General features: G+C 44.0%; 24 protein-coding genes. All 24 read left to right on the forward strand.

The window, feature by feature from the left end; translation table 11 throughout:
* Nucleotides 1–4: 4 nt before the first annotated feature.
* The 24 genes from menG to ypjB all read left to right on the forward strand — a co-directional run bounded on the left by menG (nucleotide 5) and on the right by ypjB (nucleotide 22,085).
* Nucleotides 5–706 (forward strand): demethylmenaquinone methyltransferase, encoded by a 702-nt coding sequence (menG, locus tag NST16_RS06605; RefSeq protein WP_029441346.1) that lies wholly within the window; start codon nucleotides 5–7, stop codon nucleotides 704–706.
* A gap of 24 nt (nucleotides 707–730) precedes the next feature.
* Nucleotides 731–1,693, forward strand: a complete 963-nt coding sequence (gene hepT / locus NST16_RS06610; RefSeq protein WP_024121868.1) for a heptaprenyl diphosphate synthase component II — start codon at nucleotides 731–733, stop codon at nucleotides 1,691–1,693.
* Nucleotides 1,694–1,808: 115 nt separating this feature from the next.
* Nucleotides 1,809–2,258, forward strand: a complete 450-nt coding sequence (gene ndk / locus NST16_RS06615; protein WP_340885002.1) for a nucleoside-diphosphate kinase — start codon at nucleotides 1,809–1,811, stop codon at nucleotides 2,256–2,258.
* A gap of 227 nt (nucleotides 2,259–2,485) precedes the next feature.
* Nucleotides 2,486–3,256 carry a protein-glutamate O-methyltransferase CheR gene (gene cheR, locus NST16_RS06620; RefSeq protein ID WP_340885006.1) on the forward strand — a complete coding sequence of 257 codons (771 nt, stop codon included), beginning with the start codon at nucleotides 2,486–2,488 and terminating at the stop codon, nucleotides 3,254–3,256.
* A 74-nt stretch (nucleotides 3,257–3,330) separates the two neighbouring features.
* Complete coding sequence (gene aroC, locus NST16_RS06625) at nucleotides 3,331–4,503, forward strand: chorismate synthase (RefSeq protein ID WP_268449433.1); 1,173 nt, start codon at nucleotides 3,331–3,333, stop codon at nucleotides 4,501–4,503.
* Nucleotides 4,503–5,591: a 3-dehydroquinate synthase gene (gene aroB, locus NST16_RS06630; RefSeq protein WP_340885010.1), complete on the forward strand. Its 1,089-nt coding sequence runs from the start codon at nucleotides 4,503–4,505 to the stop codon at nucleotides 5,589–5,591. The genes aroC and aroB overlap by 1 nt, the downstream gene beginning before the upstream one ends.
* A complete protein-coding gene (aroH, locus tag NST16_RS06635; protein ID WP_029441343.1) occupies nucleotides 5,588–5,971 on the forward strand; it encodes a chorismate mutase in 384 nt (127 codons plus the stop codon). Before aroB ends, aroH begins: the two co-directional genes overlap by 4 nt.
* Before the next feature lie 216 nt (nucleotides 5,972–6,187).
* A complete protein-coding gene (gene trpE, locus NST16_RS06640) occupies nucleotides 6,188–7,735 on the forward strand; it encodes an anthranilate synthase component I (RefSeq protein ID WP_340885015.1) in 1,548 nt (515 codons plus the stop codon).
* Nucleotides 7,707–8,723 carry an anthranilate phosphoribosyltransferase gene (gene trpD / locus NST16_RS06645; RefSeq protein ID WP_268449427.1) on the forward strand — a complete coding sequence of 339 codons (1,017 nt, stop codon included), beginning with the start codon at nucleotides 7,707–7,709 and terminating at the stop codon, nucleotides 8,721–8,723. Before trpE ends, trpD begins: the two co-directional genes overlap by 29 nt.
* The gene (gene trpC / locus NST16_RS06650) at nucleotides 8,716–9,468 is read left to right on the forward strand and encodes an indole-3-glycerol phosphate synthase TrpC (protein WP_268449425.1); all 753 of its coding nucleotides are present in this window, start codon (nucleotides 8,716–8,718) and stop codon (nucleotides 9,466–9,468) included. Before trpD ends, trpC begins: the two co-directional genes overlap by 8 nt.
* 4 nt (nucleotides 9,469–9,472) lie before the next feature.
* Complete coding sequence (locus NST16_RS06655) at nucleotides 9,473–10,126, forward strand: phosphoribosylanthranilate isomerase (protein ID WP_340885020.1); 654 nt, start codon at nucleotides 9,473–9,475, stop codon at nucleotides 10,124–10,126.
* Nucleotides 10,107–11,309, forward strand: a complete 1,203-nt coding sequence (trpB, locus tag NST16_RS06660; protein ID WP_340885024.1) for a tryptophan synthase subunit beta — start codon at nucleotides 10,107–10,109, stop codon at nucleotides 11,307–11,309. Before NST16_RS06655 ends, trpB begins: the two co-directional genes overlap by 20 nt.
* The gene (gene trpA / locus NST16_RS06665; protein WP_168748126.1) at nucleotides 11,302–12,105 is read left to right on the forward strand and encodes a tryptophan synthase subunit alpha; all 804 of its coding nucleotides are present in this window, start codon (nucleotides 11,302–11,304) and stop codon (nucleotides 12,103–12,105) included. The genes trpB and trpA overlap by 8 nt, the downstream gene beginning before the upstream one ends.
* An 11-nt stretch (nucleotides 12,106–12,116) precedes the next feature.
* The gene (gene hisC / locus NST16_RS06670) at nucleotides 12,117–13,199 is read left to right on the forward strand and encodes a histidinol-phosphate transaminase (RefSeq protein WP_340885027.1); all 1,083 of its coding nucleotides are present in this window, start codon (nucleotides 12,117–12,119) and stop codon (nucleotides 13,197–13,199) included.
* Nucleotides 13,200–13,246: 47 nt separating this feature from the next.
* On the forward strand, nucleotides 13,247–14,362 hold the full coding sequence (locus tag NST16_RS06675) for a prephenate dehydrogenase (RefSeq protein WP_029441341.1): 1,116 nt from the start codon (nucleotides 13,247–13,249) through the stop codon (nucleotides 14,360–14,362).
* An 11-nt stretch (nucleotides 14,363–14,373) separates the two neighbouring features.
* On the forward strand, nucleotides 14,374–15,660 hold the full coding sequence (gene aroA, locus NST16_RS06680; RefSeq protein WP_326330196.1) for a 3-phosphoshikimate 1-carboxyvinyltransferase: 1,287 nt from the start codon (nucleotides 14,374–14,376) through the stop codon (nucleotides 15,658–15,660).
* 351 nt (nucleotides 15,661–16,011) lie between these two features.
* Nucleotides 16,012–17,283 carry a tetratricopeptide repeat protein gene (locus tag NST16_RS06685; RefSeq protein ID WP_340885037.1) on the forward strand — a complete coding sequence of 424 codons (1,272 nt, stop codon included), beginning with the start codon at nucleotides 16,012–16,014 and terminating at the stop codon, nucleotides 17,281–17,283.
* 69 nt (nucleotides 17,284–17,352) lie between these two features.
* Nucleotides 17,353–17,892 (forward strand): ReoY family proteolytic degradation factor, encoded by a 540-nt coding sequence (locus NST16_RS06690; RefSeq protein ID WP_003225551.1) that lies wholly within the window; start codon nucleotides 17,353–17,355, stop codon nucleotides 17,890–17,892.
* 58 nt (nucleotides 17,893–17,950) lie between these two features.
* The gene (locus NST16_RS06695; RefSeq protein WP_010334726.1) at nucleotides 17,951–18,397 is read left to right on the forward strand and encodes a YpiF family protein; all 447 of its coding nucleotides are present in this window, start codon (nucleotides 17,951–17,953) and stop codon (nucleotides 18,395–18,397) included.
* Between the two features lie 141 nt (nucleotides 18,398–18,538).
* On the forward strand, nucleotides 18,539–19,042 hold the full coding sequence (locus NST16_RS06700; RefSeq protein WP_010334725.1) for a ubiquinol-cytochrome c reductase iron-sulfur subunit: 504 nt from the start codon (nucleotides 18,539–18,541) through the stop codon (nucleotides 19,040–19,042).
* Nucleotide 19,043: 1 nt separating this feature from the next.
* Entirely contained in the window at nucleotides 19,044–19,718 is a 675-nt protein-coding gene (gene qcrB / locus NST16_RS06705; protein WP_003225560.1) for a menaquinol-cytochrome c reductase cytochrome b subunit, read from the forward strand.
* 32 nt (nucleotides 19,719–19,750) lie between these two features.
* Nucleotides 19,751–20,518, forward strand: a complete 768-nt coding sequence (locus NST16_RS06710; protein ID WP_010334724.1) for a menaquinol-cytochrome c reductase cytochrome b/c subunit — start codon at nucleotides 19,751–19,753, stop codon at nucleotides 20,516–20,518.
* A gap of 110 nt (nucleotides 20,519–20,628) precedes the next feature.
* The gene (locus NST16_RS06715; RefSeq protein ID WP_010334723.1) at nucleotides 20,629–21,222 is read left to right on the forward strand and encodes a DUF1405 domain-containing protein; all 594 of its coding nucleotides are present in this window, start codon (nucleotides 20,629–20,631) and stop codon (nucleotides 21,220–21,222) included.
* A gap of 68 nt (nucleotides 21,223–21,290) precedes the next feature.
* Nucleotides 21,291–22,085, forward strand: coding sequence for a sporulation protein YpjB (gene ypjB / locus NST16_RS06720; protein ID WP_340885044.1), 795 nt, complete (start codon nucleotides 21,291–21,293; stop codon nucleotides 22,083–22,085).
* The last annotated feature ends 36 nt before the right edge of the window (nucleotides 22,086–22,121 follow it).

The following is a 22,121-nucleotide window of genomic DNA, read 5'->3' on the forward strand; positions in this document are numbered from 1 at the left end:
CATTATGCAGGACTCAAAAGAACAGCGGGTACATGGAGTATTTGAAAAAATATATAAAAACTACGACCAAATGAACTCTGTCATCAGTTTTCAGCAGCACAAAAAATGGCGTGATAAAACGATGCGCATTATGGGTGTAAAAGAAGGCGCCAAAGCTCTCGATGTTTGCTGCGGAACAGCCGACTGGACGATTGCTCTTGCAAAAGCAGCCGGTAAAACCGGTGAGATAAAGGGCTTGGATTTCAGCGAAAACATGCTGAGCGTCGGCAAACAGAAAGTAAAAGACGGCGGCTTCAGTCAAATCGAACTGCTGCACGGAAATGCAATGGAGCTCCCTTTTGATGATAATACATTTGATTATGTAACAATTGGTTTCGGACTGCGTAATGTACCTGATTATTTGACTGTACTAAAAGAAATGAGACGTGTGGTGAAGCCTGGCGGACAAGTGGTATGCCTGGAAACCTCACAGCCTGAAATGTTTGGATTTAAACAGGCTTATTTTATGTACTTTAAGTATATTATGCCGTTTTTCGGGAAGCTGTTTGCAAAAAGCTATAAAGAATACTCATGGCTCCAAGAGTCAGCCAGAGAATTCCCTGGTATGAAGGAACTGGCAGGCCTGTTTGAAGAGGCGGGTCTGAAAAATGTCAAATATCATTCGTTTACTGGCGGAGTCGCTGCCACGCATATCGGATGGAAATGAAAACACAGATGTTGGGTGAATGATATGAAATTTAAAATGGCCTACTCTTTTTTAAATGACGATATTGATGTAATTGAAAGGGAGCTTGAACAAACCGTTCGCTCCGATTATCCGCTTTTGAGCGAGGCGGGTCTTCATCTATTGCAGGCAGGAGGCAAACGGATTCGGCCTGTCTTCGTTCTGCTTTCCGGCATGTTTGGCGATTACGATATCAATAAGATTAAATATGTGGCTGTCACTCTGGAAATGATTCATATGGCATCGTTGGTTCATGATGATGTTATTGACGATGCGGAGCTTCGCCGAGGAAAGCCGACGATCAAAGCAAAATGGGATAACCGGATTGCGATGTATACAGGCGATTATATGCTTGCCGGGTCTCTTGAAATGATGACGAGAATTAATGAGCCGAAAGCTCACCGGATTTTGTCGCAGACCATTGTTGAAGTGTGTCTTGGAGAGATTGAACAAATCAAAGACAAATACAACATGGAACAGAATCTCAGAACATACCTGCGGCGCATAAAAAGAAAAACTGCTCTTCTTATCGCTGTCAGCTGCCAACTGGGGGCTATTGCGTCCGGAGCTGAAGAAAAGATTCATAAGGCGCTCTACTGGTTTGGATATTATGTGGGGATGTCTTATCAAATCATTGATGATATTCTTGATTTTACTTCAACTGAAGAAGAACTGGGTAAACCGGTTGGAGGCGATTTGCTTCAAGGAAATGTTACATTGCCTGTCCTATATGCATTAAAAAACCCAGCTTTAAAGAATCAGCTTAAGTTAATTAACAGCGAGACGACACAAGAACAGCTTGCGCCTATTATTGAAGAGATCAAAAAAACAGATGCAATTGAAGCATCAATGGCAGTAAGCGAGATGTATTTGCAAAAAGCTTTCCAAAAGCTAAACACGCTTCCGAGAGGGCGTGCGCGTTCTTCTCTTGCAGCCATCGCAAAATATATCGGCAAAAGAAAATTTTAAATTTTTGTAGATATTAAGAAAATTCTCCGCCCCGGATTGATTAATTATCTGAAAGATGTTACGATTTCGGTGTGCAATGTGAAAGCCTATACATACATATGATGGGGTGGAGAATGTGATGGAAAAGACTTTTATCATGGTGAAACCGGACGGTGTCCAACGGCAGCTGATCGGGGAGATTTTATCTAGATTCGAACGTAAGGGCTTACAATTAGCTGGCGCTAAGCTGATGAGAGTAACTGAACAAATGGCTGAGAAACACTACGCTGAACACCAAGGGAAGCCTTTCTTTGGAGAACTAGTTGAGTTTATTACTTCCGGACCTGTTTTTGCGATGGTGTGGGAAGGCGAAAATGTCGTTGAAGTGACCAGGCAGCTGATTGGAAAAACAAACCCTAAAGAAGCATTGCCAGGCACCATTCGCGGGGATTTCGGCATGTTTGTCGGAAAAAATATTATCCACGGCTCTGATTCTCTTGAAAGCGCTGAGCGTGAGATTCATATTTTCTTTAAGGATGAAGAGTTAGTACCATATCAACAACTTATGACAGGCTGGATCTATTAATCATTGCTGAAAAAGCCGAAACTGGCATATCCATATCGCTGGTTTCGGCTTTTTTGTAAAGGTTTACATTGACTTGAATATATGGCTAAACGGCAGGGCGGCCAACCATGTCTTTACCAATTATCTGAAATCAGCTGAAAAGCTGATTTTTTTTATTTGAAAGAATACAATTTCCTGATAAAACAAGCTATACTAGGACAAAAGACAGCGAGACTAGGAGAGAAGAGATGGATACATACAGCGTATTTACAACCAAATGGAAGCAATTAACCGGAGTTGATTTAACTTTATACAAAGAAGCGCAAATGAAGAGGAGGCTGACATCCCTTTATGAGAAAAAAGGTTTTCAAAGCTTTAAGGATTTTGCAGCGGCATTAGAAAAGGATCAGGTGCTTTTAAATGAAACGTTAGACAGAATGACGATTAATGTTTCAGAATTTTATCGTAATTATAAAAGATGGGAAGTTCTTGAAACGGCAATTTTGCCTTTAATCAAACATTCGAAGCCTTTAAAAATATGGAGCGCGGCATGCTCTACAGGGGAGGAGCCGTATACGCTCGCAATGATTTTAGATCAGCAGAAAGGTCTCCCGGGCTATCAGATTTTGGCCACTGATATAGATGATAAAGCATTGGGAAAAGCGAAAAAAGGCGTGTATCAGGAGCGGTCTTTGCAAGAAGTGCCGTCTTCTGTGAAGGATCGTTATTTTACTCAAAACGCTGATAAGAGCTATGAAGTGAAACATGACATAAAGAAGAACATTAGGTTTCAAAAACATAATTTGCTTGCGGATCGCTACGAGCAAGACTTTGATTTGATTGTGTGCCGCAATGTTTTTATTTATTTTACAGAAAACGCAAAGGAAGAACTGTATTTAAAAATGGCACATAGCTTAAAAAAGAATGGGGTTCTCTTTGTCGGCAGCACAGAGCAGATTTTTAATCCTGAGAAATTCGGCCTTTCTCCCGCGGATACATTCTTTTATCAAAAAAGATAGACTGACTTTTTACCGAAAAATATGTTATAGTAGTTTTACTTAAAAGCGTTAATGCGATGAAGGGAGAAGAAGTCATGAGATATTTAACAGCCGGTGAATCACACGGCCCCCAATTGACAACCATTATTGAAGGTGTGCCTGCGGGGCTTTACATAACTGAGGAAGATATTAACTTTGAGCTTGCCAGACGCCAGAAAGGCCATGGCCGCGGGCGCCGCATGCAGATCGAAAAGGACCAGGCGAAAATTATGAGCGGGGTGCGCCATGCCCGCACACTTGGTTCACCAATTGCTCTTGTGGTAGAAAATAACGATTGGAAACACTGGACTAAAATTATGGGTGCGGCTCCGATTACAGAAGAAGAAGAAAAGGAAATGAAACGCCAAATTTCCAGACCGAGACCGGGACACGCAGATTTAAACGGTGCGATTAAATATAACCACCGTGATATGAGAAATGTGCTTGAGCGCTCTTCAGCACGTGAAACGACCGTAAGAGTGGCGGCAGGCGCTGTCGCTAAAAAGATCCTTTCTGAACTTGGCATTAAGGTAGCGGGCCACGTATTACAGATCGGGGCAGTTAAGGCTGAAAAAACGGATTATACTTCAATTGATGACTTGAAGCGTGTGACTGAAGAGTCTCCTGTCAGATGCTACGATGAAGAAGCAGGCAAAAAAATGATGGATGCTATTGACGAAGCGAAGGCAAACGGAGATTCCATCGGCGGAATTGTGGAAGTGATTGTTGAAGGAATGCCGGTGGGCGTGGGCAGCTATGTTCATTATGACCGTAAACTGGACAGCAAGCTTGCTGCGGCAGTACTATCTATTAATGCATTTAAAGGTGTGGAATTCGGCATCGGTTTTGAAGCGGCCGGGAGAAATGGAAGCGAGGTTCATGACGAGATCATTTGGGACGAAGAAAAAGGATATACTCGTGCTACGAACAGACTTGGCGGATTGGAAGGCGGCATGACGACAGGAATGCCAATCGTTGTCCGCGGAGTCATGAAGCCGATTCCGACATTATATAAACCGCTGAAAAGTGTGGATATTGAAACGAAAGAACCGTTTTCTGCAAGCATTGAACGTTCAGACAGCTGCGCAGTGCCAGCGGCAAGTGTAGTGGCCGAAGCTGCTGTTGCATGGGAAATTGCCAACGCTGTTGTTGAACAATTCGGCTTAGACCAAATTGACCGAATTAGAGAAAACGTGGAGAATATGAGAAAACTGTCGAGGGAATTTTAATGAGAACACTGCATGTTCAAACCGCTTCCTCTTCGTATCCTGTATTTATCGGACAAGGAATCAGAAAAAAGGCTTGCGAACTATTAACCTCGCTAAACAGGCCATTCACACGCATTATGCTTGTTACCGATGAAGAAGTGGATCGCCTGTACGGTGATGAAATGCTTCATCTGCTGGAAGAAAAATGGCCTGTCAAAAAAGTGACAGTGCCGAGCGGAGAGCAGGCGAAATCAATGGATATGTATACGAAACTGCAGAGTGAAGCGATTCGATTTCATATGGATCGCTCCTCATGCATCATCGCTTTTGGAGGCGGTGTTGTAGGAGATCTTGCTGGATTTGTGGCTGCCACTTTTATGCGCGGCATCGATTTCATTCAAATGCCTACAACGCTTTTGGCGCATGACAGCGCGGTCGGAGGAAAAGTAGCGGTAAACCATCCGCTTGGGAAAAATATGATCGGCGCATTTTATCAGCCAAAAGCCGTGCTCTACGATACGGACTTCCTCCGTTCCCTTCCGGAAAAAGAGCTTCGGTCTGGGATGGCTGAAGTGATTAAACATGCTTTTATTTATGACAAAGCATTCCTGAAAGACCTGCTGGATATTCACTCACTGAACGATATTACCAGCGAGCAGCTGAATGATATGATTTTTAAAGGCATTTCGATTAAAGCGTCTGTCGTTCAGCAGGATGAAAAGGAAGAAGGAATCAGAGCCTTTCTTAACTTTGGGCATACGCTTGGCCACGCAGTTGAGGCGGAGTATGGCTACGGACAGATCACCCATGGTGATGCGGTAGCACTCGGTATGCAGTTTGCTTTATATATAAGTGAACAGGAAGCCGGCTGTGAAATGGACAGAAATCGTTTAGTCAGCTGGTTTAAGAACCTGGGCTATCCAAGCCGCATAAAAAAAGAAACGGCAACTTCCGTGCTTTTAGACCGTATGATGAATGATAAAAAAACCCGCGGCGGTATGATTCAATTCATTGTTCTCGAAGAGTTAGGAAAAGTCGCCGACCATACGTTTTCGAGAGATGAACTTGAGAGCTGGCTGAACAAATGGCGAATGGAGGAGACATCATGATGATTCGTGGAATTCGCGGAGCAACTACAGTAGAACAGGACACTGAAGAAGAAATTTTACAAAAAACCAAACAGCTGTTAGAGAAAATGATAGAAGAAAACAAAACAAAGCCGGAAGATGTTGTGCAAATGCTTCTATCGGCGACGCCTGACCTGCACTCTGTTTTTCCGGCAAAAGCTGTGCGCGAGCTTTCTGGCTGGCAGTATGTACCGGTGACATGCATGCAGGAAATGGATGTTACTGGCGGGCTGAAAAAATGTATAAGGGTCATGATGACTGTTCAGACTGATGTTCCTCAGCATCAAATCAGACATGTCTATTTGGAAAAAGCGGTCGTATTAAGACCCGATTTATCATTGACAAAAAATAATGAATTGTAATACGATAAGAACAGCTTAGAAATACACAAGAGTGTGTATAAAGCTTAGTGAATGAGTTGAGTTAGAGAATAGGGTAGCAGAGAATGAGTCTAGTTGAGCTGAGACATGTATGTTTATTCTACCCAAAAGAAGCCTTTCTTTTGGGTTTATTTGTTATATCTTGATTTTCCCTCTCATGCCTACTTCTCATTCTCCTTGCCATAAGGAGTGAGAGCAATGAATTTCCAATCAAACATTTCTGCATTTTTAGAGGACAGCATGTCCTACCGCACCATACCGATTGTGGAGACATTCACAGTTGACACACTGACACCTATCCAAATGATCGAGCAGCTGGACAGGAAGATCACTTACCTTCTAGAAAGCAAGGATGACACATCAAATTGGTCCAGATATTCGTTCATCGGCCTTCAGCCATTTCTCACGATCAAAGAACAGCAAAATGATTTTACTGCTCAAGATGAGAATGGCAGATCCCTTTACACTGGAAAAGAATTGAAAGAGGTTCTGGATTGGATGACTGCAGCATACAAAATCAAAACGCCAGAGCTTGCCATTCCCTTTGTCGGCGGAGCTGTCGGGTATTTAAGCTATGATATGATTCCCATAATTGAACCTTCTGTTCCTCGCCACAGAAAGGAAACGGAATTTGAAAAGTGTATGCTGTTTGTTTGCAGCACATTAATTGCATATGATCATGAAACAAAAAACGTCCACTTTATTCAGTATGCCAGATTGAATGGACAAGAAACTGAAGCTGAAAAAATTGCAGTGTTCAATAAAAATCACCGAGAGCTCCAAGGCCTCATTGATAAGATGATGGATCAAAAAAACATCCAAGAACTGTTTCTTTCATCTGAGTCATATAAGACACCTAGTTTCGATACAGTATCTTCAAACTACGAAAAATCAGCGTTTATGGCAGATGTAGAAAAGATCAAAGAATATATAAAAGCAGGCGACATCTTTCAAGGTGTTCTGTCGCAAAAATTTGAGATTCCGATAACAGTAGATTCCTTCGAATTGTACAGAGTGCTGCGAATCATCAATCCTTCGCCCTATATGTACTATATAAAACTCCCGGACAGAGAGATTGTCGGCAGCTCTCCGGAACGGTTAATCCACGTTCAAGACGGGCATTTGGAAATTCATCCGATTGCCGGGACAAGAAAAAGAGGCGCAGACAAAAAGGAAGATGAAAAACTCAAAATTGAGCTCATGAAAGATGAAAAAGAAAAAGCAGAGCATTATATGCTCGTTGATCTAGCTCGAAACGATATCGGCAGAGTGGCGGAGTATGGATCGGTTGCTGTGCCGGAGTTCACAAAGATTGTTTCATTTTCACATGTCATGCACATCATTTCAGTCGTCACAGGAAGGCTGAAAGAGGGCGTTCACCCTGTCGATGCGCTAATGTCGGCTTTTCCCGCGGGAACTTTAACCGGGGCCCCAAAAATCCGTGCCATGCAGCTTTTAAATGAACTGGAGCCGACACCGAGGGAGACATATGGCGGCTGCATCGCCTACATCGGATTTGACAGGAATATCGACTCCTGTATTACGATCCGCACCATGAGCGTAAAAAACGGTGTGGCATCGATACAGGCTGGAGCAGGTATTGTTGCTGATTCTGTGCCGGAAGCTGAATATGAGGAAAGCTGCAGCAAAGCGGGCGCACTGCTGAAAACAATTCATATTGCTGAAGACATGTTTCGTAGCAAGGGGGATGAAGCGGATGAACCAATTTCTGCAAACGTGCGTTGACGGAAAGACACTTACTGCGGTTGAAGCTGAAGCGCTTATGAATATGATGATGACAGCAGAAATGACTGTTTCTGAAATGGGTGGTATATTGTCAATCCTGGCTCATCGGGGCGAAACTGCAGAGGAGCTGGCGGGCTTTGTGAAGGCCATGCGGACACATGCCCTTACGGTAGACGGACTTCCTGATGTGGTTGACACATGCGGAACAGGCGGTGACGGCATCTCTACCTTTAACATTTCAACGGCATCGGCAATCGTTGCTTCAGCAGCAGGAGCTAAAATTGCTAAGCACGGCAATCGCTCCGTATCTTCTAAAAGTGGAAGCGCCGACGTTCTTGAAGAGCTTGGGATTCCAATCCAAACCACACCTGAAGAAGTCAGAGTCAGCATTGAAACAAATAACATGGGATTTCTCTTTGCGCCGCTTTATCATTCGTCCATGAAACATGTAGCGGGCACAAGAAAAGAGCTCGGATTCAGAACGATTTTTAATCTGCTCGGACCGCTCAGCAATCCTTTGCAGGCGAAGCGTCAGGTGATTGGGGTCTATTCTGCTGAAAAAGCGGGATTGATGGCAAGCGCACTCGAAATGTTTCAGCCAAAGCATGTACTATTCGCAGCAAGCCGTGACGGTCTAGATGAGCTTTCGGTTACATCACCGACCGATGTGATTGAGATCAAGGATGGAGAGCGCCGGGAATATACAGTTTCACCCGAAGACTTTGGCTTCAAAAATGGCAGACTTGAAGATATACAGGTGCAGTCACCGACAGAAAGCGCTCATTTGATTCAGAATATTTTTGAAAATAAAAGCAACCGATCAGCTTTATATATTACAGCCTTTAATGCCGGCGCTGCGATATACACGGCGGGTATTGCCGAAACACTGAAAGAAGGAACGGAGCTTGCGTTAGAAACGATTACAAGCGGAGGTGCCGCAGCGCAGCTCGACAGACTGAAACAGAAAGAGGAAGAGATCTATGCTTGAAAACATAATCAATCAAAAAAAAGAAGAAGTCAAAACTCTTATCCTGCCAGAAGAGCAGCCCTTTGAAAAACGGTCTTTTAAAGAGGCGCTGGCTGACGCAAACCGTTTTATCGGATTGATTGCCGAAGTCAAAAAAGCGTCGCCGTCAAAAGGGCTCATTAAAGAAGATTTTGTTCCGGAGCGGATTGCGAAAGACTATGAAGCTGCGCAGGCAGACGCGCTTTCTGTTTTAACTGACTTTCCGTTTTTTCAAGGGAAAAACAGGTATTTATCAGACGTGAAGCGTGCTGTTTCGATCCCTGTGCTAAGAAAAGATTTTATTATTGATTCTATTCAAGTGGAGGAATCAAAGAGAATCGGAGCAGATGCCATATTGTTAATCGGCGAAGTGCTTGATCCCGTACAGCTTCACGAGTTGTATCTCGAAGCAAAGGAAAAGGAAATGGACGTGTTAGTTGAGATTCATGATCAAACGACACTTGAACAAATAGTAAAGGTATTCACACCTGATATTCTCGGTATTAACAATCGAAACTTAAAAACGTTTGAAACTTCACTCGAACAGACAAAACAGATTGCATCCCTCGTTCCGAAAGAATGCTTGCTTGTCAGTGAAAGCGGCATTGGTACTCTAGAACATTTAACATTTGTTAAGGAACATGGGGCCCAAGCTGTTCTGATCGGTGAGTCATTGATGAGACAACATTCACAGCAAAAAGCAATCCATGCTTTGTATGGGGAGTGAAGAGATGAAAAAACCGGCATTAAAGTATTGCGGTATACGGTCGCTGCAGGATCTGCGGCTTGCAGCGGATTCACAGGCAGATTATCTGGGCTTTATTTTTGCTGACAGTAAACGAAAAGTATCCACTGCAGATGTGAAAAAGTGGCTGAGCCAAGTTCGCACCGGAAAACAGATTGTCGGCGTTTTTGTGAATGAAACGGTGGGAACGATTGCCCGTATAGTGTACGAATTGCAACTAGACGTCATCCAGCTTCACGGTGATGAGACACCGAAGGATGCTGAAGCCCTTCGCCTGCTGACACATTGTGAAATATGGAAGGCGCTCCATCATAACAGCACAGCAATTCAGGAAATGGACCGCTATAACGATTGTGTAGACGGTTTTTTGATTGACTCATCTGTAAAAGGTGCAAGAGGCGGGACTGGAGTGGCTTTTGCTTGGGAGTGTGTGCCGGAATATCAGCAGAAAGCTGAACAAACGGGGAAACGGTGCTTCATCGCAGGCGGTGTGAATCCCGACACAATCGCAGACTTATTGAAATGGAAACCGGGCGGAGTCGATCTTGCCAGCGGAATAGAAAAGAACGGACAAAAAGATGTCAAACTGATTAGGCTCTTAGAAGAAAGGATGAAACAGTATGTATCCATATCCAAATGAAATAGGCAGATACGGCGATTTTGGCGGGAAGTTTGTTCCCGAAACTCTTATGCAGCCGTTAGAAGAAATTGAAAAAGCATTTAAGGAAATAAAGGATGATCCCGCTTTTCAGGAGGAATATCAGAAGCTGTTAGCGGAATATTCCGGCAGACCGACCGCATTAACATATGCCGATCGGGTCACAGAGCATTTAGGCGGCGCTAAAATTTATTTAAAAAGAGAAGATTTAAACCATACAGGCTCTCATAAAATCAACAATGCTTTAGGCCAGGCATTGCTTGCACAAAAAATGGGCAAAACGAAAATCATTGCAGAAACAGGTGCAGGGCAGCACGGGGTAGCCGCCGCGACAGTTGCTGCAAAGTTTGGTTTTTCCTGCATTGTATTTATGGGTGAGGAGGATGTCGCCCGCCAGTCTCTGAACGTATTCCGAATGAAGCTTCTTGGAGCGGAGGTTGTGCCGGTTACAAGCGGAAACGGGACACTGAAGGATGCGACAAATGAGGCCATCCGCTATTGGGTTCAGCATTGTGAGGATCATTTTTACATGATCGGATCGGTTGTCGGGCCACACCCTTACCCGCAAATTGTCCGGGAATTTCAAAAAATGATCGGAGAGGAAGCGAAGGATCAGCTGCAAAATATTGAGGGATCGCTGCCTGATAAAGTCGTTGCCTGCGTAGGCGGCGGAAGTAATGCGATAGGCATGTTTCAGGCATTTTTAGACGAAGATGTTGAACTGATCGGTGCTGAAGCGGCAGGGAAAGGAATTGATACCCCGCTTCATGCCGCTACCATTACGAAAGGAACCATAGGCGTGATTCACGGTTCGCTCACTTACCTCATTCAAGACGGGTACGGTCAAATTATTGAGCCTTATTCAATTTCAGCAGGGCTTGACTATCCGGGAATTGGTCCGGAGCACGCCTATTTGCATAAAAGCGGCCGTGTCACATACGATAGCATAACTGATGAAGAAGCAGTAGATGCGTTAAAACTATTGTCAGAAAAAGAAGGAATCTTACCAGCGATCGAATCTGCTCATGCATTAGCGAAGGCATTCAAAATCGCAAAAGAGATGGACCGTGATCAAACTATCCTCGTCTGTTTATCAGGAAGAGGAGATAAGGATGTCAACACATTAATGAACGTATTGGAAGAAGAGGTGAAAGCGGATGTTTAACATAGACCAGGACCAGTCGGAAAAGCTGTTTATCCCGTTTATTACAGCGGGTGATCCGTTGCCAGAGGTTTCAATCGAACTGGCTAAGTCTCTCCAAAAAGCGGGAGCCACGGCACTTGAGATTGGTGTAGCATACTCAGATCCGCTGGCAGACGGTCCGGTGATTCAGCGGGCTTCAAAACGGGTGCTTGATAATGGGATGAATATTGTAAAGGCGATTGAATTAGGCGGAAAAATGAAAAAAAATGGCGTCAATATTCCTATTATCCTCTTTACGTATTATAATCCTGTGTTACAATTGAACAAAGAATACTTTTTCGCTTTACTGCGGGAAAATCATATAGACGGCCTGCTTGTTCCGGATCTGCCTTTAGAAGAAAGTGCCAGCCTTCAAGCGGAATGCAAAACCCACGAGGTAACGTATATTTCTTTAGTTGCACCGACAAGCGAAAGCCGTTTGAAAACCATTATTGAACAAGCCGAGGGCTTCGTCTACTGTGTATCTTCGTTAGGTGTGACCGGTGTCCGAAATGAGTTCAATTCATCAGCTTATCGATTTATCCGGACAGTGAAGAATCTCAGCTCTGTGCCGGTTGCTGTAGGGTTTGGTATTTCCAGCCGCGAGCAGGTGGTCAAGATGAATGAAATCTGTGACGGTGTCGTAGTGGGAAGTGCGCTCGTCAAAAAGATAGAAGAATTAAAGGATCGGCTCATCAGCATTGAGACGAGAGATCGTGCAGTGCAGGAGTTTGAAGATTACGCGAAGATGTTTGGCGGTTTGTACAGTTTAAAATGAGGTGACTGGATTTGCGTATCAAAGAACATTTAAAACAACTAAAGCCTTATCAGCCGGGTAAACCAATTGAAGCAGTAAAAGCTGAATATGGTTTGGATAAAGTCGTGAAGCTTGCATCAAACGAAAATCCGTATGGCTGTTCGGAAGCTGCAAAAGAGGCGCTTCACCATGAAATTCAACAGCTTGCGTTATATCCCGATGGATATAGCGCCGCTTTGCGGACAAGGCTTAGTGAGCACCTCAATGTCAGCGAAACATCACTTATTTTCGGCAATGGTTCAGATGAAATCATCCAAATTTTATGCCGGGCTTTTTTAAACGACAAAACAAACACGATTGCAGCAGCCCCGACTTTTCCGCAATATAAGCATAATGCGGTGATTGAAGGCGCTGAAGTTCGTGAAATTGCCCTACGTGTTGACGGCTCTCATGATTTAGACGCGATGCTTGAAGCGATTGATGAACAGACTCAAGTTGTTTGGATTTGCAGCCCGAACAACCCGACTGGCACTTATACAGCTGAAGGAGAATTGATTTCTTTTCTGGAGCGTGTTCCTTCTCGTGTCCTCGTTGTTCTTGACGAAGCATATTATGAATATGTAACAGCTGAGGATTACCCGGAAAGCATACCGCTTTTGAATACGTACCCCAATCTTATGATATTGCGCACGTTTTCAAAGGCTTACGGTCTGGCGGCGCTTAGAGTTGGATACGGCATTGCAGACGAAAAATTGATCCGCCAAATAGAGCCGGCCAGAGAGCCGTTTAACACCAGCCGTCTTGGGCAGGCAGCAGCGATTGCAGCGCTTGACGATCAAGAATTTATCGCCTCTTGCATCGAGAAAAATCAAGCAGGCCTTCAGCAGTATTATGATTTTGCGAAAATCCACGGATTAAAGTGCTATCCTTCACAGACAAACTTTGTTTTAATAGACTTTAACCGCCCGTCTGATGAGTTGTTTCAGGCATTGCTGCAAAAAGGTTATATAGTCCGATCAGGAAATGCATTAGGATTCCCGACTTCACTCCGGATTACGATCGGGACGAAAGAGCAAAACGAGGAAATTCTTGCAACTTTAGCTGAAATTTTATAAGAGGTGATCAAGTATCACCTCTTTAGTCTATGAACAGGTGATGACGAATGAATCAAATCAAAGATACAATATTGCTCGCCGGTCTCGGATTGATAGGCGGTTCTATTGCGTTAGCCATAAAAAAAAAACATCCGGAAAAACGCATTATTGGGGTCGACATCTCAGATGAGCAGGTGGTCGCTGCTTTAAAATTAGGTGTGATAGATGAGAGTGCTGATTCGTTTATTGACGGCGCGAAAAAAGCTGCAACCGTTATTATCGCCACACCTGTTGCGCAAACGCTGCTTATGCTTGATGAACTGGCTCATTCAGGAATTAAGCATTCGCTTTTGATTACTGACGTAGGAAGCACAAAGCAAAAAGTGGTTCATTACGCCGATCAAGTGCTGCCTGCCGGCTACCAATTTGTCGGAGGGCATCCAATGGCAGGCTCGCATAAATCAGGAGTTGCTGCCGCAAAGGAATTTTTGTTTGAAAATGCGTTTTATATTTTAACCCCAGGCCATAAAACGGACAGACAAGCCGTTGATCAGTTAAAATATTTGTTGCAAGGGACGAATGCCCAATTTGTAGAAATGTCGCCTGAAGAGCATGATGGCGTAACGAGCGTGATCAGCCATTTTCCGCATATTGTTGCAGCCAGTCTTGTGCATCAGACCCATCACTCGGAAGAGCTTTATCCGCTTGTGAAGCGGTTTGCAGCCGGCGGTTTTCGGGATATTACCCGGATTGCATCAAGCAGTCCTGCAATGTGGCGTGATATTCTTTTACATAATAAAGATAAGATTTTAGATCGTTTTGATGAGTGGACTCGTGAAATTGAAACGATCCGGGCATATGTTGAGCATGGGGATGCCGAAAAACTATTCAATTATTTTAAAACGGCAAAGGACTACCGTGACGGACTGCCTCTCCGGCAGAAGGGCGCTATACCGGCATTTTATGATTTATACGTAGACGTGCCGGATCATCCTGGTGTAATTTCAGAGATAACGGCTATACTTGCTGCGGAACGCATTAGTATAACGAATATCCGCATTATTGAAACGAGAGAAGATATTAACGGGATTTTAAGGATCAGTTTTCAATCCGATGATGACCGCAAACGGGCCGAACAGTGCATAGAAGCCCGGGCGGAATATGAAACTTTTTATGCTGATTGAGGTGGAAAACAATGAAAAGAGAAAAGGTGCAGGCGTTAAACGGAGAAATACATATACCCGGTGATAAATCCATTTCTCACCGCTCTGTTATGTTTGGTGCGCTTGCGAAAGGCACAACAACTGTTAAAAATTTTCTGCCGGGAGCGGACTGTCTGAGCACCATCGATTGCTTTAGGAAGATGGGTGTTCAAATTGAGCGTAACGGCAGTGATGTAGTCATTCACGGGAAAGGGATTGATTCCCTGCGTGAGCCAGAAAGCCTGTTAGACGTCGGTAATTCAGGAACAACGATTCGTCTGATGCTCGGGATCCTTGCGGGTCGTCCTTTTTACAGCGCGGTAGCTGGGGATGAAAGCATTGCGAAGCGTCCAATGAAACGTGTAACAGAGCCCCTGAAACAAATGGGCGCTAAAATTGACGGCAGAGCCGGCGGAGAATTCACACCGCTATCAGTAAGCGGCGGTACATTAAAAGGCATTGACTATGTATCACCTGTGGCAAGCGCGCAAATTAAATCGGCTGTTTTGCTTGCCGGGTTGCAGGCTGAGGGGACTACCACCGTCACCGAGCCTCATAAATCCAGAGACCATACTGAACGAATGCTGTCTGCTTTCGGAGTGAAACTGGCAGAGGACAAGACAAGTGTTTCCATAAAAGGCGGCCAGCAGCTTACGGCTGCAGATATTTTTGTTCCCGGAGATATTTCTTCAGCGGCGTTTTTCCTTGCAGCTGGCGCAATGATTCCAAACAGCAGAATTGTACTGAAAAACGTTGGGTTAAATCAGACTCGGACCGGTATCATCGACGTGCTTCAAAACATGGGGGCAAAGCTTGAAATTATACCGTCTGTTGAGGAAAGCGCAGAGCCCTATGGAGATTTGATCATTGAAACGTCATCTCTTAAAGCGGTTGAAATTGGCGGAGATATTATTCCGCGCTTAATTGATGAGATACCTATCATTGCGCTCCTAGCGACTCAGGCGGAAGGAACAACAGTTATTAAGGATGCCGCAGAGCTTAAAGTGAAAGAAACGAACCGTATCGACACGGTTGTTTCAGAGCTTCGAAAGCTCGGTGCTGAGATTGAACCGACCGAAGATGGAATGAAGGTATACGGCAAACAAACTCTGAAAGGCGGCGCGAAAGTATCCAGTCATGGAGATCATCGGATCGGCATGATGCTGGGTATAGCTTCCTGTTTAACAGAAGAGCCAATTGAGATCGGACAGACCGACGCCATACATGTGTCATATCCAAACTTCTTTGATCATTTAAATAAGCTTTCAAACAAATCCTGAAGTTCATGCTTCAGGATTTGTTGTGCGAGTTGTTTATCAGTCATAAACTGAAGGAAAAAAACATAGCCTGTCTTATAGAGGAATATAAAAATTCAAAAGAGGGAGGGGGCTTTACTTACAAGTCGGCAGGTCAAAGGCTGCTTTACTGTAATAGAGGGCTATCTTCCTTTTTTTATTTGCTATCTCAGGATCTTTTGATAAACTAATAAGACTCAGAAATTCCTTGACGTACAGTGTAAGCATCTTATTTGCCGAGGGCTTTTCACCTGAATTATGATAGGATTAACCCCTGAACAAATAAGACTTTTATGTATGGTTGATGTTGTTAGGAAAAGAAAGGACCGGTCCGATTTGAATACATTAATTCAAGAAGCCATAAAATTAGTTGAAGCAGGAGAAACAGAAAAGGGACTCAACACCCTCTCGAAGGCCGAAACACAGCTTCATGATGAAGATAAAGCCATCGCAGCACAGCTTTATTACGAGTGGGGAAATGTAGAGAAAGCGATCTCACTGATCAGTGATTTGCATGATCTATACCCGAATGAAACAGAACTGACGAATTTTTATGCTGAACTTTTAATAGATATTGACGAAGAAGAAAAAGCGCTGGCTGTGCTGGAAACGATCCCGGAATCAGACCCATCTTATCCGGAAAGCCTGCTGCTCATGGCTGATCTTTATCAGATGCAGGGGCTGTTCGAAGTAAGTGAGCAAAAGCTTTTACAGGCAAAGTCTATTCTTGAAAATGAACCAATCATTGATTTTGCGTTAGGCGAGCTTTACTTTACGCAAGGAGCCCATGCAAAAGCTGTTCAATATTTTAAAAGAACGGCTGGGGAGCAGAGTGAGATCGGTGGCGTTAATGTCCACCAAAGGCTGGCAGAATCGCTAAGTGCATCAGGAGATTTTGAGGAGGCCATTCCGTGGTATGAGAAAGCTGTAGATGAGAATCCTGACCCTAATACAATTTTCGGCTATGGATTTACAGCCTCACAGGCCGGACTGATCAAAACGGCTATTAAACAGCTGTCCGATTTAAAAGAGCTTGATCCATCCTATTCATCACTTTATATGCCGCTTTCAAAAAGCTATGAGGCTGAAGGGATGTATGAAGAGGCATTAAATACGGCAAAAGAGGGTATCAGATATGATGAATACAACAAGGAGCTTTTCCTCTATGCCGCAAAGATGGCGTTAAAAATCGGGAAATCAGAAGACGGGAAACAACTTCTTCAGGAAGCGCTTGCTCTTGATCCTGGCTTCGTCGAAGCACTTCATACTCTCCTTGCTGTGTATCACAAGGAAGAGGATTATGAGCAAATTATTGATCTGATTCAAGAGGTGCGCGGCTACGGGGAAGAAGATCCGAAATACAATTGGTATCTGGCCAGCGCTTACACCGAATTAGAGCAGTACGAAGAAGCAAAACAATCCTTTGAAGCTGCTTTTCTTCACTATCGTGAGGACAGAGATTTCTTATACGAATACGCAACCTTTTTATTAGAAGAAGGCCTTCAACAAGAAGCGCTGCCGCTATTGAAAAAGGTACTCGAAATAGACGGAGCAAATGAAGAGCTGGAAGAAATAATCTTGCGGATCGAGGATGAATTTTCTAGATAAGCAGGAATTTTAACCGCTTATGTGGAACATATAAGTATAGATTATACGATCGATAGAGGAGGGAATTACATGCAGACCCCTGTTTCTGTCAATGAGAAAAAGGATTTTATCCGTTGGTTTTTAAACCATTATCAGCTAAAACGCAGAGAGTGCGTATGGATCTTGAACTACTTAATGAGCCACGATTCTTTAATGGAAAAGGTTCATTTTGTGGAGCAGGCAGAATTTTGCCCGAGAGGCATTATAATGTCAACACATTGTGTTGAAGAAGTTCCGTTTCGGTTTTATAAAGAGAATGTCATGACAACCGACGCGGAAAAATCTTTTCATGATATTAGATTAAATAAACAGCAGGATTTGTTTATCCAGCTTAATTTCCGTTCAGCCTACAGTTCTCCTGAGTATGCGGCGGTGCTGGAGTCCAACCCTCACATTCCGAAAGATCTGTTTGAAAACAAAAAAGATCAGGGGCTGGCTGAACAAATCCTGGAGCACGCCATTTCTACATTCCAAAGAGAAAAATTATTAAAAGACATTGACGATGCGCTTGATCGTCATGATAAAGAAGCATTTGAACAATTATCGCGCCAATTGAATCAGCTCACATAACATGACCAGCCTTGCAGCGTAATGCAAGGCTTGTTGTCGTAAAAAGGGGAGAACGATGATGAGGTGGAAAATGCCTGATGCCAAGGACTACTTACAATCTAAAGATTACATTGATACCGCTGTCATACCATTAATTAACATTAAAATGGGGAGCCAAATAAAAATAGCGGCAGAGAGAGGCGAATTTACGCAGCTTCTTGCGGAAGAATTGGAAAGGCAGTTAAAAGGACGGGTATATTTATTGCCTGCTTATACATATGTTGATAGAAATGAAAATACCGTTCAAGGGCTGAAAGATTTACAGGAGGAGGTCAAATCAGATTTTCAGCATGTTCTACTGCTGACAGCTGATGATCATTGGAGAAGCGAAGAGTCATTAGGGAAAATTATTGTTGCGCCTTCTGTACCGTTAGAGCACTTAAATGACTCCCTAAAAAGAAAAATATTAGATGAACGCACAGCTGAAATTTTGAACGTTTTGTTACAGTTATGGAACGCTTCGTAAAAACACTTACATTTCCTCATAAACAATATTTTGGCTATATTGACCTTGCTGAGAGATTCATATATTATGAGGGTGTCTAGAGTTATGAAATATTTTCTATTTTAGTCAGTTTGCAGGGTTGACCTTGAGGGGGGAGAAGAGATGGGCGGAAGACATGATATATCGAGACGTCAATTTTTAAATTATACGCTAACAGGCGTAGGGGGGTTTATGGCGGCTAGTATGCTCATGCCTATGGTTCGCTTTGCACTCGACCCGGTATTAAAATCGACGGGAAAGCAGGACATGGTTCAGGTTGTCAGCGTAGATGAGCTGACGAAAGAGCCGCAGCGCTTTGATTTCAAAATTAATCAAGTCGATGCCTGGTATGAGTCGGAAGAATCGAGATCAGCTTGGGTTTTCAAAAATGGGGATGAGATTGTAGCACTTTCACCAATTTGCAAGCATTTGGGGTGTACGGTGAACTGGAACAGCGATCCTAAAAACCCGAATAAATTTTTCTGTCCTTGCCACTACGGACTCTATGAAAAAGACGGCACCAATGTCCCGGGCACGCCGCCGCTTGCGCCTCTTGATCATTACGAACAAGAAGTTAAAGACGGCTTCCTGTATCTTGGAAAAGCAAAGCCTAAGGGGGAAGGGTGACATGCTGAACAAAATTTATGACTGGGTAGATGAACGGCTTGATATTACACCGATGTGGAGGGATATTGCCGATCACGAAGTGCCGGAACATGTGAATCCCGCCCATCATTTCTCTGCGTTTGTGTACTGCTTTGGGGGACTGACGTTTTTTGTAACCGTTATCCAAGTGTTGTCCGGGATGTTTTTAACGATGTATTATGTGCCTGATATTAAAAATGCTTGGGAATCGGTATATTATTTGCAAAATGAAGTTGCATTCGGCCAGATTGTCAGGGGGATGCACCATTGGGGCGCCAGCTTGGTCATTGTGATGATGTTTTTACATACGCTAAGGGTCTTTTTCCAAGGGGCGTATAAAAAGCCGCGGGAACTGAACTGGATAGTCGGTGTGTTAATCTTTTTTGTTATGCTCGGGCTTGGGTTTACAGGCTACTTGCTTCCTTGGGATATGAAGGCTCTGTTTGCCACAAAAGTTGGACTGCAGATCGCTGAAGCCACTCCTTTAATCGGGACGCAAGTCAAAACACTCCTGGCAGGGCATCCGGATATTGTAGGCGCCCAAACGCTGACTAGGTTTTTTGCGATCCATGTATTCTTTCTTCCTGCCGCATTGTTTGGATTGATGGCCGCACACTTTATTATGATCCGCAAGCAGGGAATTTCAGGACCGCTTTAAACTTGATCTGCGAATAAAAGGGAGGGGATGACATGCACCGGGGCAAAGGGATGAAATTTGTAGGAGACTCAAGGATACCGGCTGAGAAAAAGCCGAATATACCGAAGGATTACTCAGAGTATCCCGGTAAAACAGAAGCCTTCTGGCCAAATTTCTTATTAAAGGAATGGATGGTCGGAGCTGTCTTTCTGATCGGTTTTCTTGTTTTGACGATTGTACACCAGCCGCCTTTGGAGCGGATGGCGGACCCGACTGATACAGGTTATATTCCGCTGCCGGACTGGTATTTTCTTTTCTTATATCAGCTTTTGAAATATGAATACGCCGCAGGGAGCTTTACGGTGGTCGGCGCTATGATTATGCCGGGGATCGCCTTTGGTGCTCTGCTTTTGGCGCCATTTCTCGACAGGGGAACGGAAAGAAGGCCTTGGAAGCGTCCTGTGGCTGTGGGGATGATGCTCTTAGCTATTTCCGCGGCTGTATTTTTGACTTGGCAGTCTGTAGCCACTCACGATTGGGCAAAGGCGGAGGAGCAGGGGAAAATCACAAAAGAAGCGGATATCGATACCAGTGCCGAAGGATATAAAATTTTTCAGGAGCAGGGCTGTATTTCATGTCACGGGGATAATCTTCAAGGCGGAGCGGCTGGGCCTTCATTGGTAGACACCGGGCTGAAGCCGGAAGAAATCAAAAAGATCGCCGTTGAAGGAAAAGGCCAAATGCCGGCAGGTGTGTTCAAAGGAAATGATAAGCAGCTTGAAGAACTTGCGAAATTTATTTCCGAAACAACCGCAAAATAACGTATTGTGAATTGCGAAATGGAAGGATATACTTTTATTATCAAAAGCTGACCAGGCGTCAGCTTTTTTATATGGACACATTATTTTTACAGACTGAGAGTTGATTTGATGTGAAATGGTTTCAATATGTATTAGGACAGCGAACGATGCTTATTCTTGTCTTAGCCATCAATTTTCTGGGGACGGTTTACGGCTACTATTGGTACTTGCCTCAGCTTTTGGAGACGCCGGCCCGTTTCCTCGTCTTTGTTCCGGACAGTCCGACAGCAACGTTTTTCTTCTTGTTTGTGCTGCTGGCCTTTCTCATGAAGCGGAATGCTCCGCTTTTTGAAGCGCTTGCGTTAGTCACGCTCGTGAAATATGGCTTGTGGGCGGTCGTCATGAATATTCTCGTGCTGGCTGTCACGGGGGATTTGCCATGGGAAGGCTATATGCTGATTGCCTCGCATTTTGCAATGGCTGTCCAAGGAGTGCTGTACAGCCCGTATTTTCGGTTTTCATTATGGCATCTTGTTATTGCTGCGGTTTGGACGCTTCATAATGATGTCATTGATTACCTGTTTGGGATGATGCCTCAATACTCCATGCTTTCTGAATATATGACTGACATAGGATATGGAACGTTTTGGCTGAGCATCTTTTCAATCGGGCTTGCCTTCTATCTTGTCATATCGAAAAAGCAAACAAAGCTTCAACTGACGTAAAGACAATCTTGGTCTATCCTTGTCCTTTCCTTCATATTCTGTAAGGAGAGAGAGTGGGAGGGACCTGCATGAAACGAAAGCTGACGATCTGTTTGTTGATTGCTCTTATTTTTTATAATGGGAATGCCAAGGCTGAAGAGCGGGGAAGCCTCAAGGAATTGAATGATTTATCCGATACGGTTTTTCAAATGACCCGCCAATCGAAATATGAAGAGGCGCTACAAGTCTTATCGTATTTTGAAAAAACATTAAAATCCGCTGAAAAGCATAAGCAAGACAGCATGTTAACCGGAGCCCAAATTCGCCAAATTACTTTGGGCTATAACGATATGGTACGGAGTTTAAAACAGGCTGATGCATCAGACACACAAAAGCTCAGAGCAGCCGCGCAGTTCAGAATGCTGATGGATGCTGTTGACAATCAGTCTGATCCCCTTTGGGGGTCACTGGAGAAGCCGATTATGGAGGTCTTTGCCGCACTTAAGCAGGATGTCCAAAAAAATGAAAGTACGAGCTTTCATGAAAAGTGGAATGAATTTATCAGCTTGTATGATTTGATTTATCCAAGTCTTACAATCGATATATCAGAAGATCAGCTTGATACAGTCGGAAAACATATTGCAGTGATCGAGCAAGAGGGATTTCAGCAAATGACCGAGAGTACGAAGCTTGAACGGCTATCCCTACTCCAGAACGACCTGAAGAGTGTATTTGACAGGGTGGAAGAGGATGATGCAGATCCGTCTTTGTTATGGGTGATGATCACTACAGGAGGTATCATCATTACTGCACTTACTTATGTCGGTTACAGAAAATACAGAGCGGAAAAAAAGAAACTGAAAAAACGGGATTACCCAAAATGAGTAAGAGGGGCGGCGGCAGCCGCCTTTTGTCATCCA

This window comes from Bacillus sp. FSL K6-1005, from assembly GCF_038000225.1.
In the GTDB taxonomy this organism is placed as follows: domain Bacteria; phylum Bacillota; class Bacilli; order Bacillales; family Bacillaceae; genus Bacillus; species Bacillus mojavensis.

Bases quoted from the DNA above. Each gene is read 5' to 3' on its own strand.
- menG (WP_029441346.1), top strand. From the start codon at position 5: ATGCAGGACTCAAAAGAACAGCGGGTACATGGAGTATTTGAAAAAATA.
- hepT (WP_024121868.1), top strand. From the start codon at position 731: ATGAAATTTAAAATGGCCTACTCTTTTTTAAATGACGATATTGATGTA.
- cheR (WP_340885006.1), top strand. From the start codon at position 2,486: ATGGATACATACAGCGTATTTACAACCAAATGGAAGCAATTAACCGGA.
- aroC (WP_268449433.1), top strand. From the start codon at position 3,331: ATGAGATATTTAACAGCCGGTGAATCACACGGCCCCCAATTGACAACC.
- aroB (WP_340885010.1), top strand. From the start codon at position 4,503: ATGAGAACACTGCATGTTCAAACCGCTTCCTCTTCGTATCCTGTATTT.
- aroH (WP_029441343.1), top strand. From the start codon at position 5,588: ATGATGATTCGTGGAATTCGCGGAGCAACTACAGTAGAACAGGACACT.
- trpE (WP_340885015.1), top strand. From the start codon at position 6,188: ATGAATTTCCAATCAAACATTTCTGCATTTTTAGAGGACAGCATGTCC.
- trpD (WP_268449427.1), top strand. From the start codon at position 7,707: ATGAACCAATTTCTGCAAACGTGCGTTGACGGAAAGACACTTACTGCG.
- trpC (WP_268449425.1), top strand. From the start codon at position 8,716: ATGCTTGAAAACATAATCAATCAAAAAAAAGAAGAAGTCAAAACTCTT.
- NST16_RS06655 (WP_340885020.1), top strand. From the start codon at position 9,473: ATGAAAAAACCGGCATTAAAGTATTGCGGTATACGGTCGCTGCAGGAT.
- trpB (WP_340885024.1), top strand. From the start codon at position 10,107: ATGTATCCATATCCAAATGAAATAGGCAGATACGGCGATTTTGGCGGG.
- trpA (WP_168748126.1), top strand. From the start codon at position 11,302: ATGTTTAACATAGACCAGGACCAGTCGGAAAAGCTGTTTATCCCGTTT.
- NST16_RS06675 (WP_029441341.1), top strand. From the start codon at position 13,247: ATGAATCAAATCAAAGATACAATATTGCTCGCCGGTCTCGGATTGATA.
- aroA (WP_326330196.1), top strand. From the start codon at position 14,374: ATGAAAAGAGAAAAGGTGCAGGCGTTAAACGGAGAAATACATATACCC.
- NST16_RS06690 (WP_003225551.1), top strand. From the start codon at position 17,353: ATGCAGACCCCTGTTTCTGTCAATGAGAAAAAGGATTTTATCCGTTGG.
- NST16_RS06695 (WP_010334726.1), top strand. From the start codon at position 17,951: ATGAGGTGGAAAATGCCTGATGCCAAGGACTACTTACAATCTAAAGAT.
- NST16_RS06700 (WP_010334725.1), top strand. From the start codon at position 18,539: ATGGGCGGAAGACATGATATATCGAGACGTCAATTTTTAAATTATACG.
- qcrB (WP_003225560.1), top strand. From the start codon at position 19,044: ATGCTGAACAAAATTTATGACTGGGTAGATGAACGGCTTGATATTACA.
- NST16_RS06710 (WP_010334724.1), top strand. From the start codon at position 19,751: ATGCACCGGGGCAAAGGGATGAAATTTGTAGGAGACTCAAGGATACCG.
- ypjB (WP_340885044.1), top strand. From the start codon at position 21,291: ATGAAACGAAAGCTGACGATCTGTTTGTTGATTGCTCTTATTTTTTAT.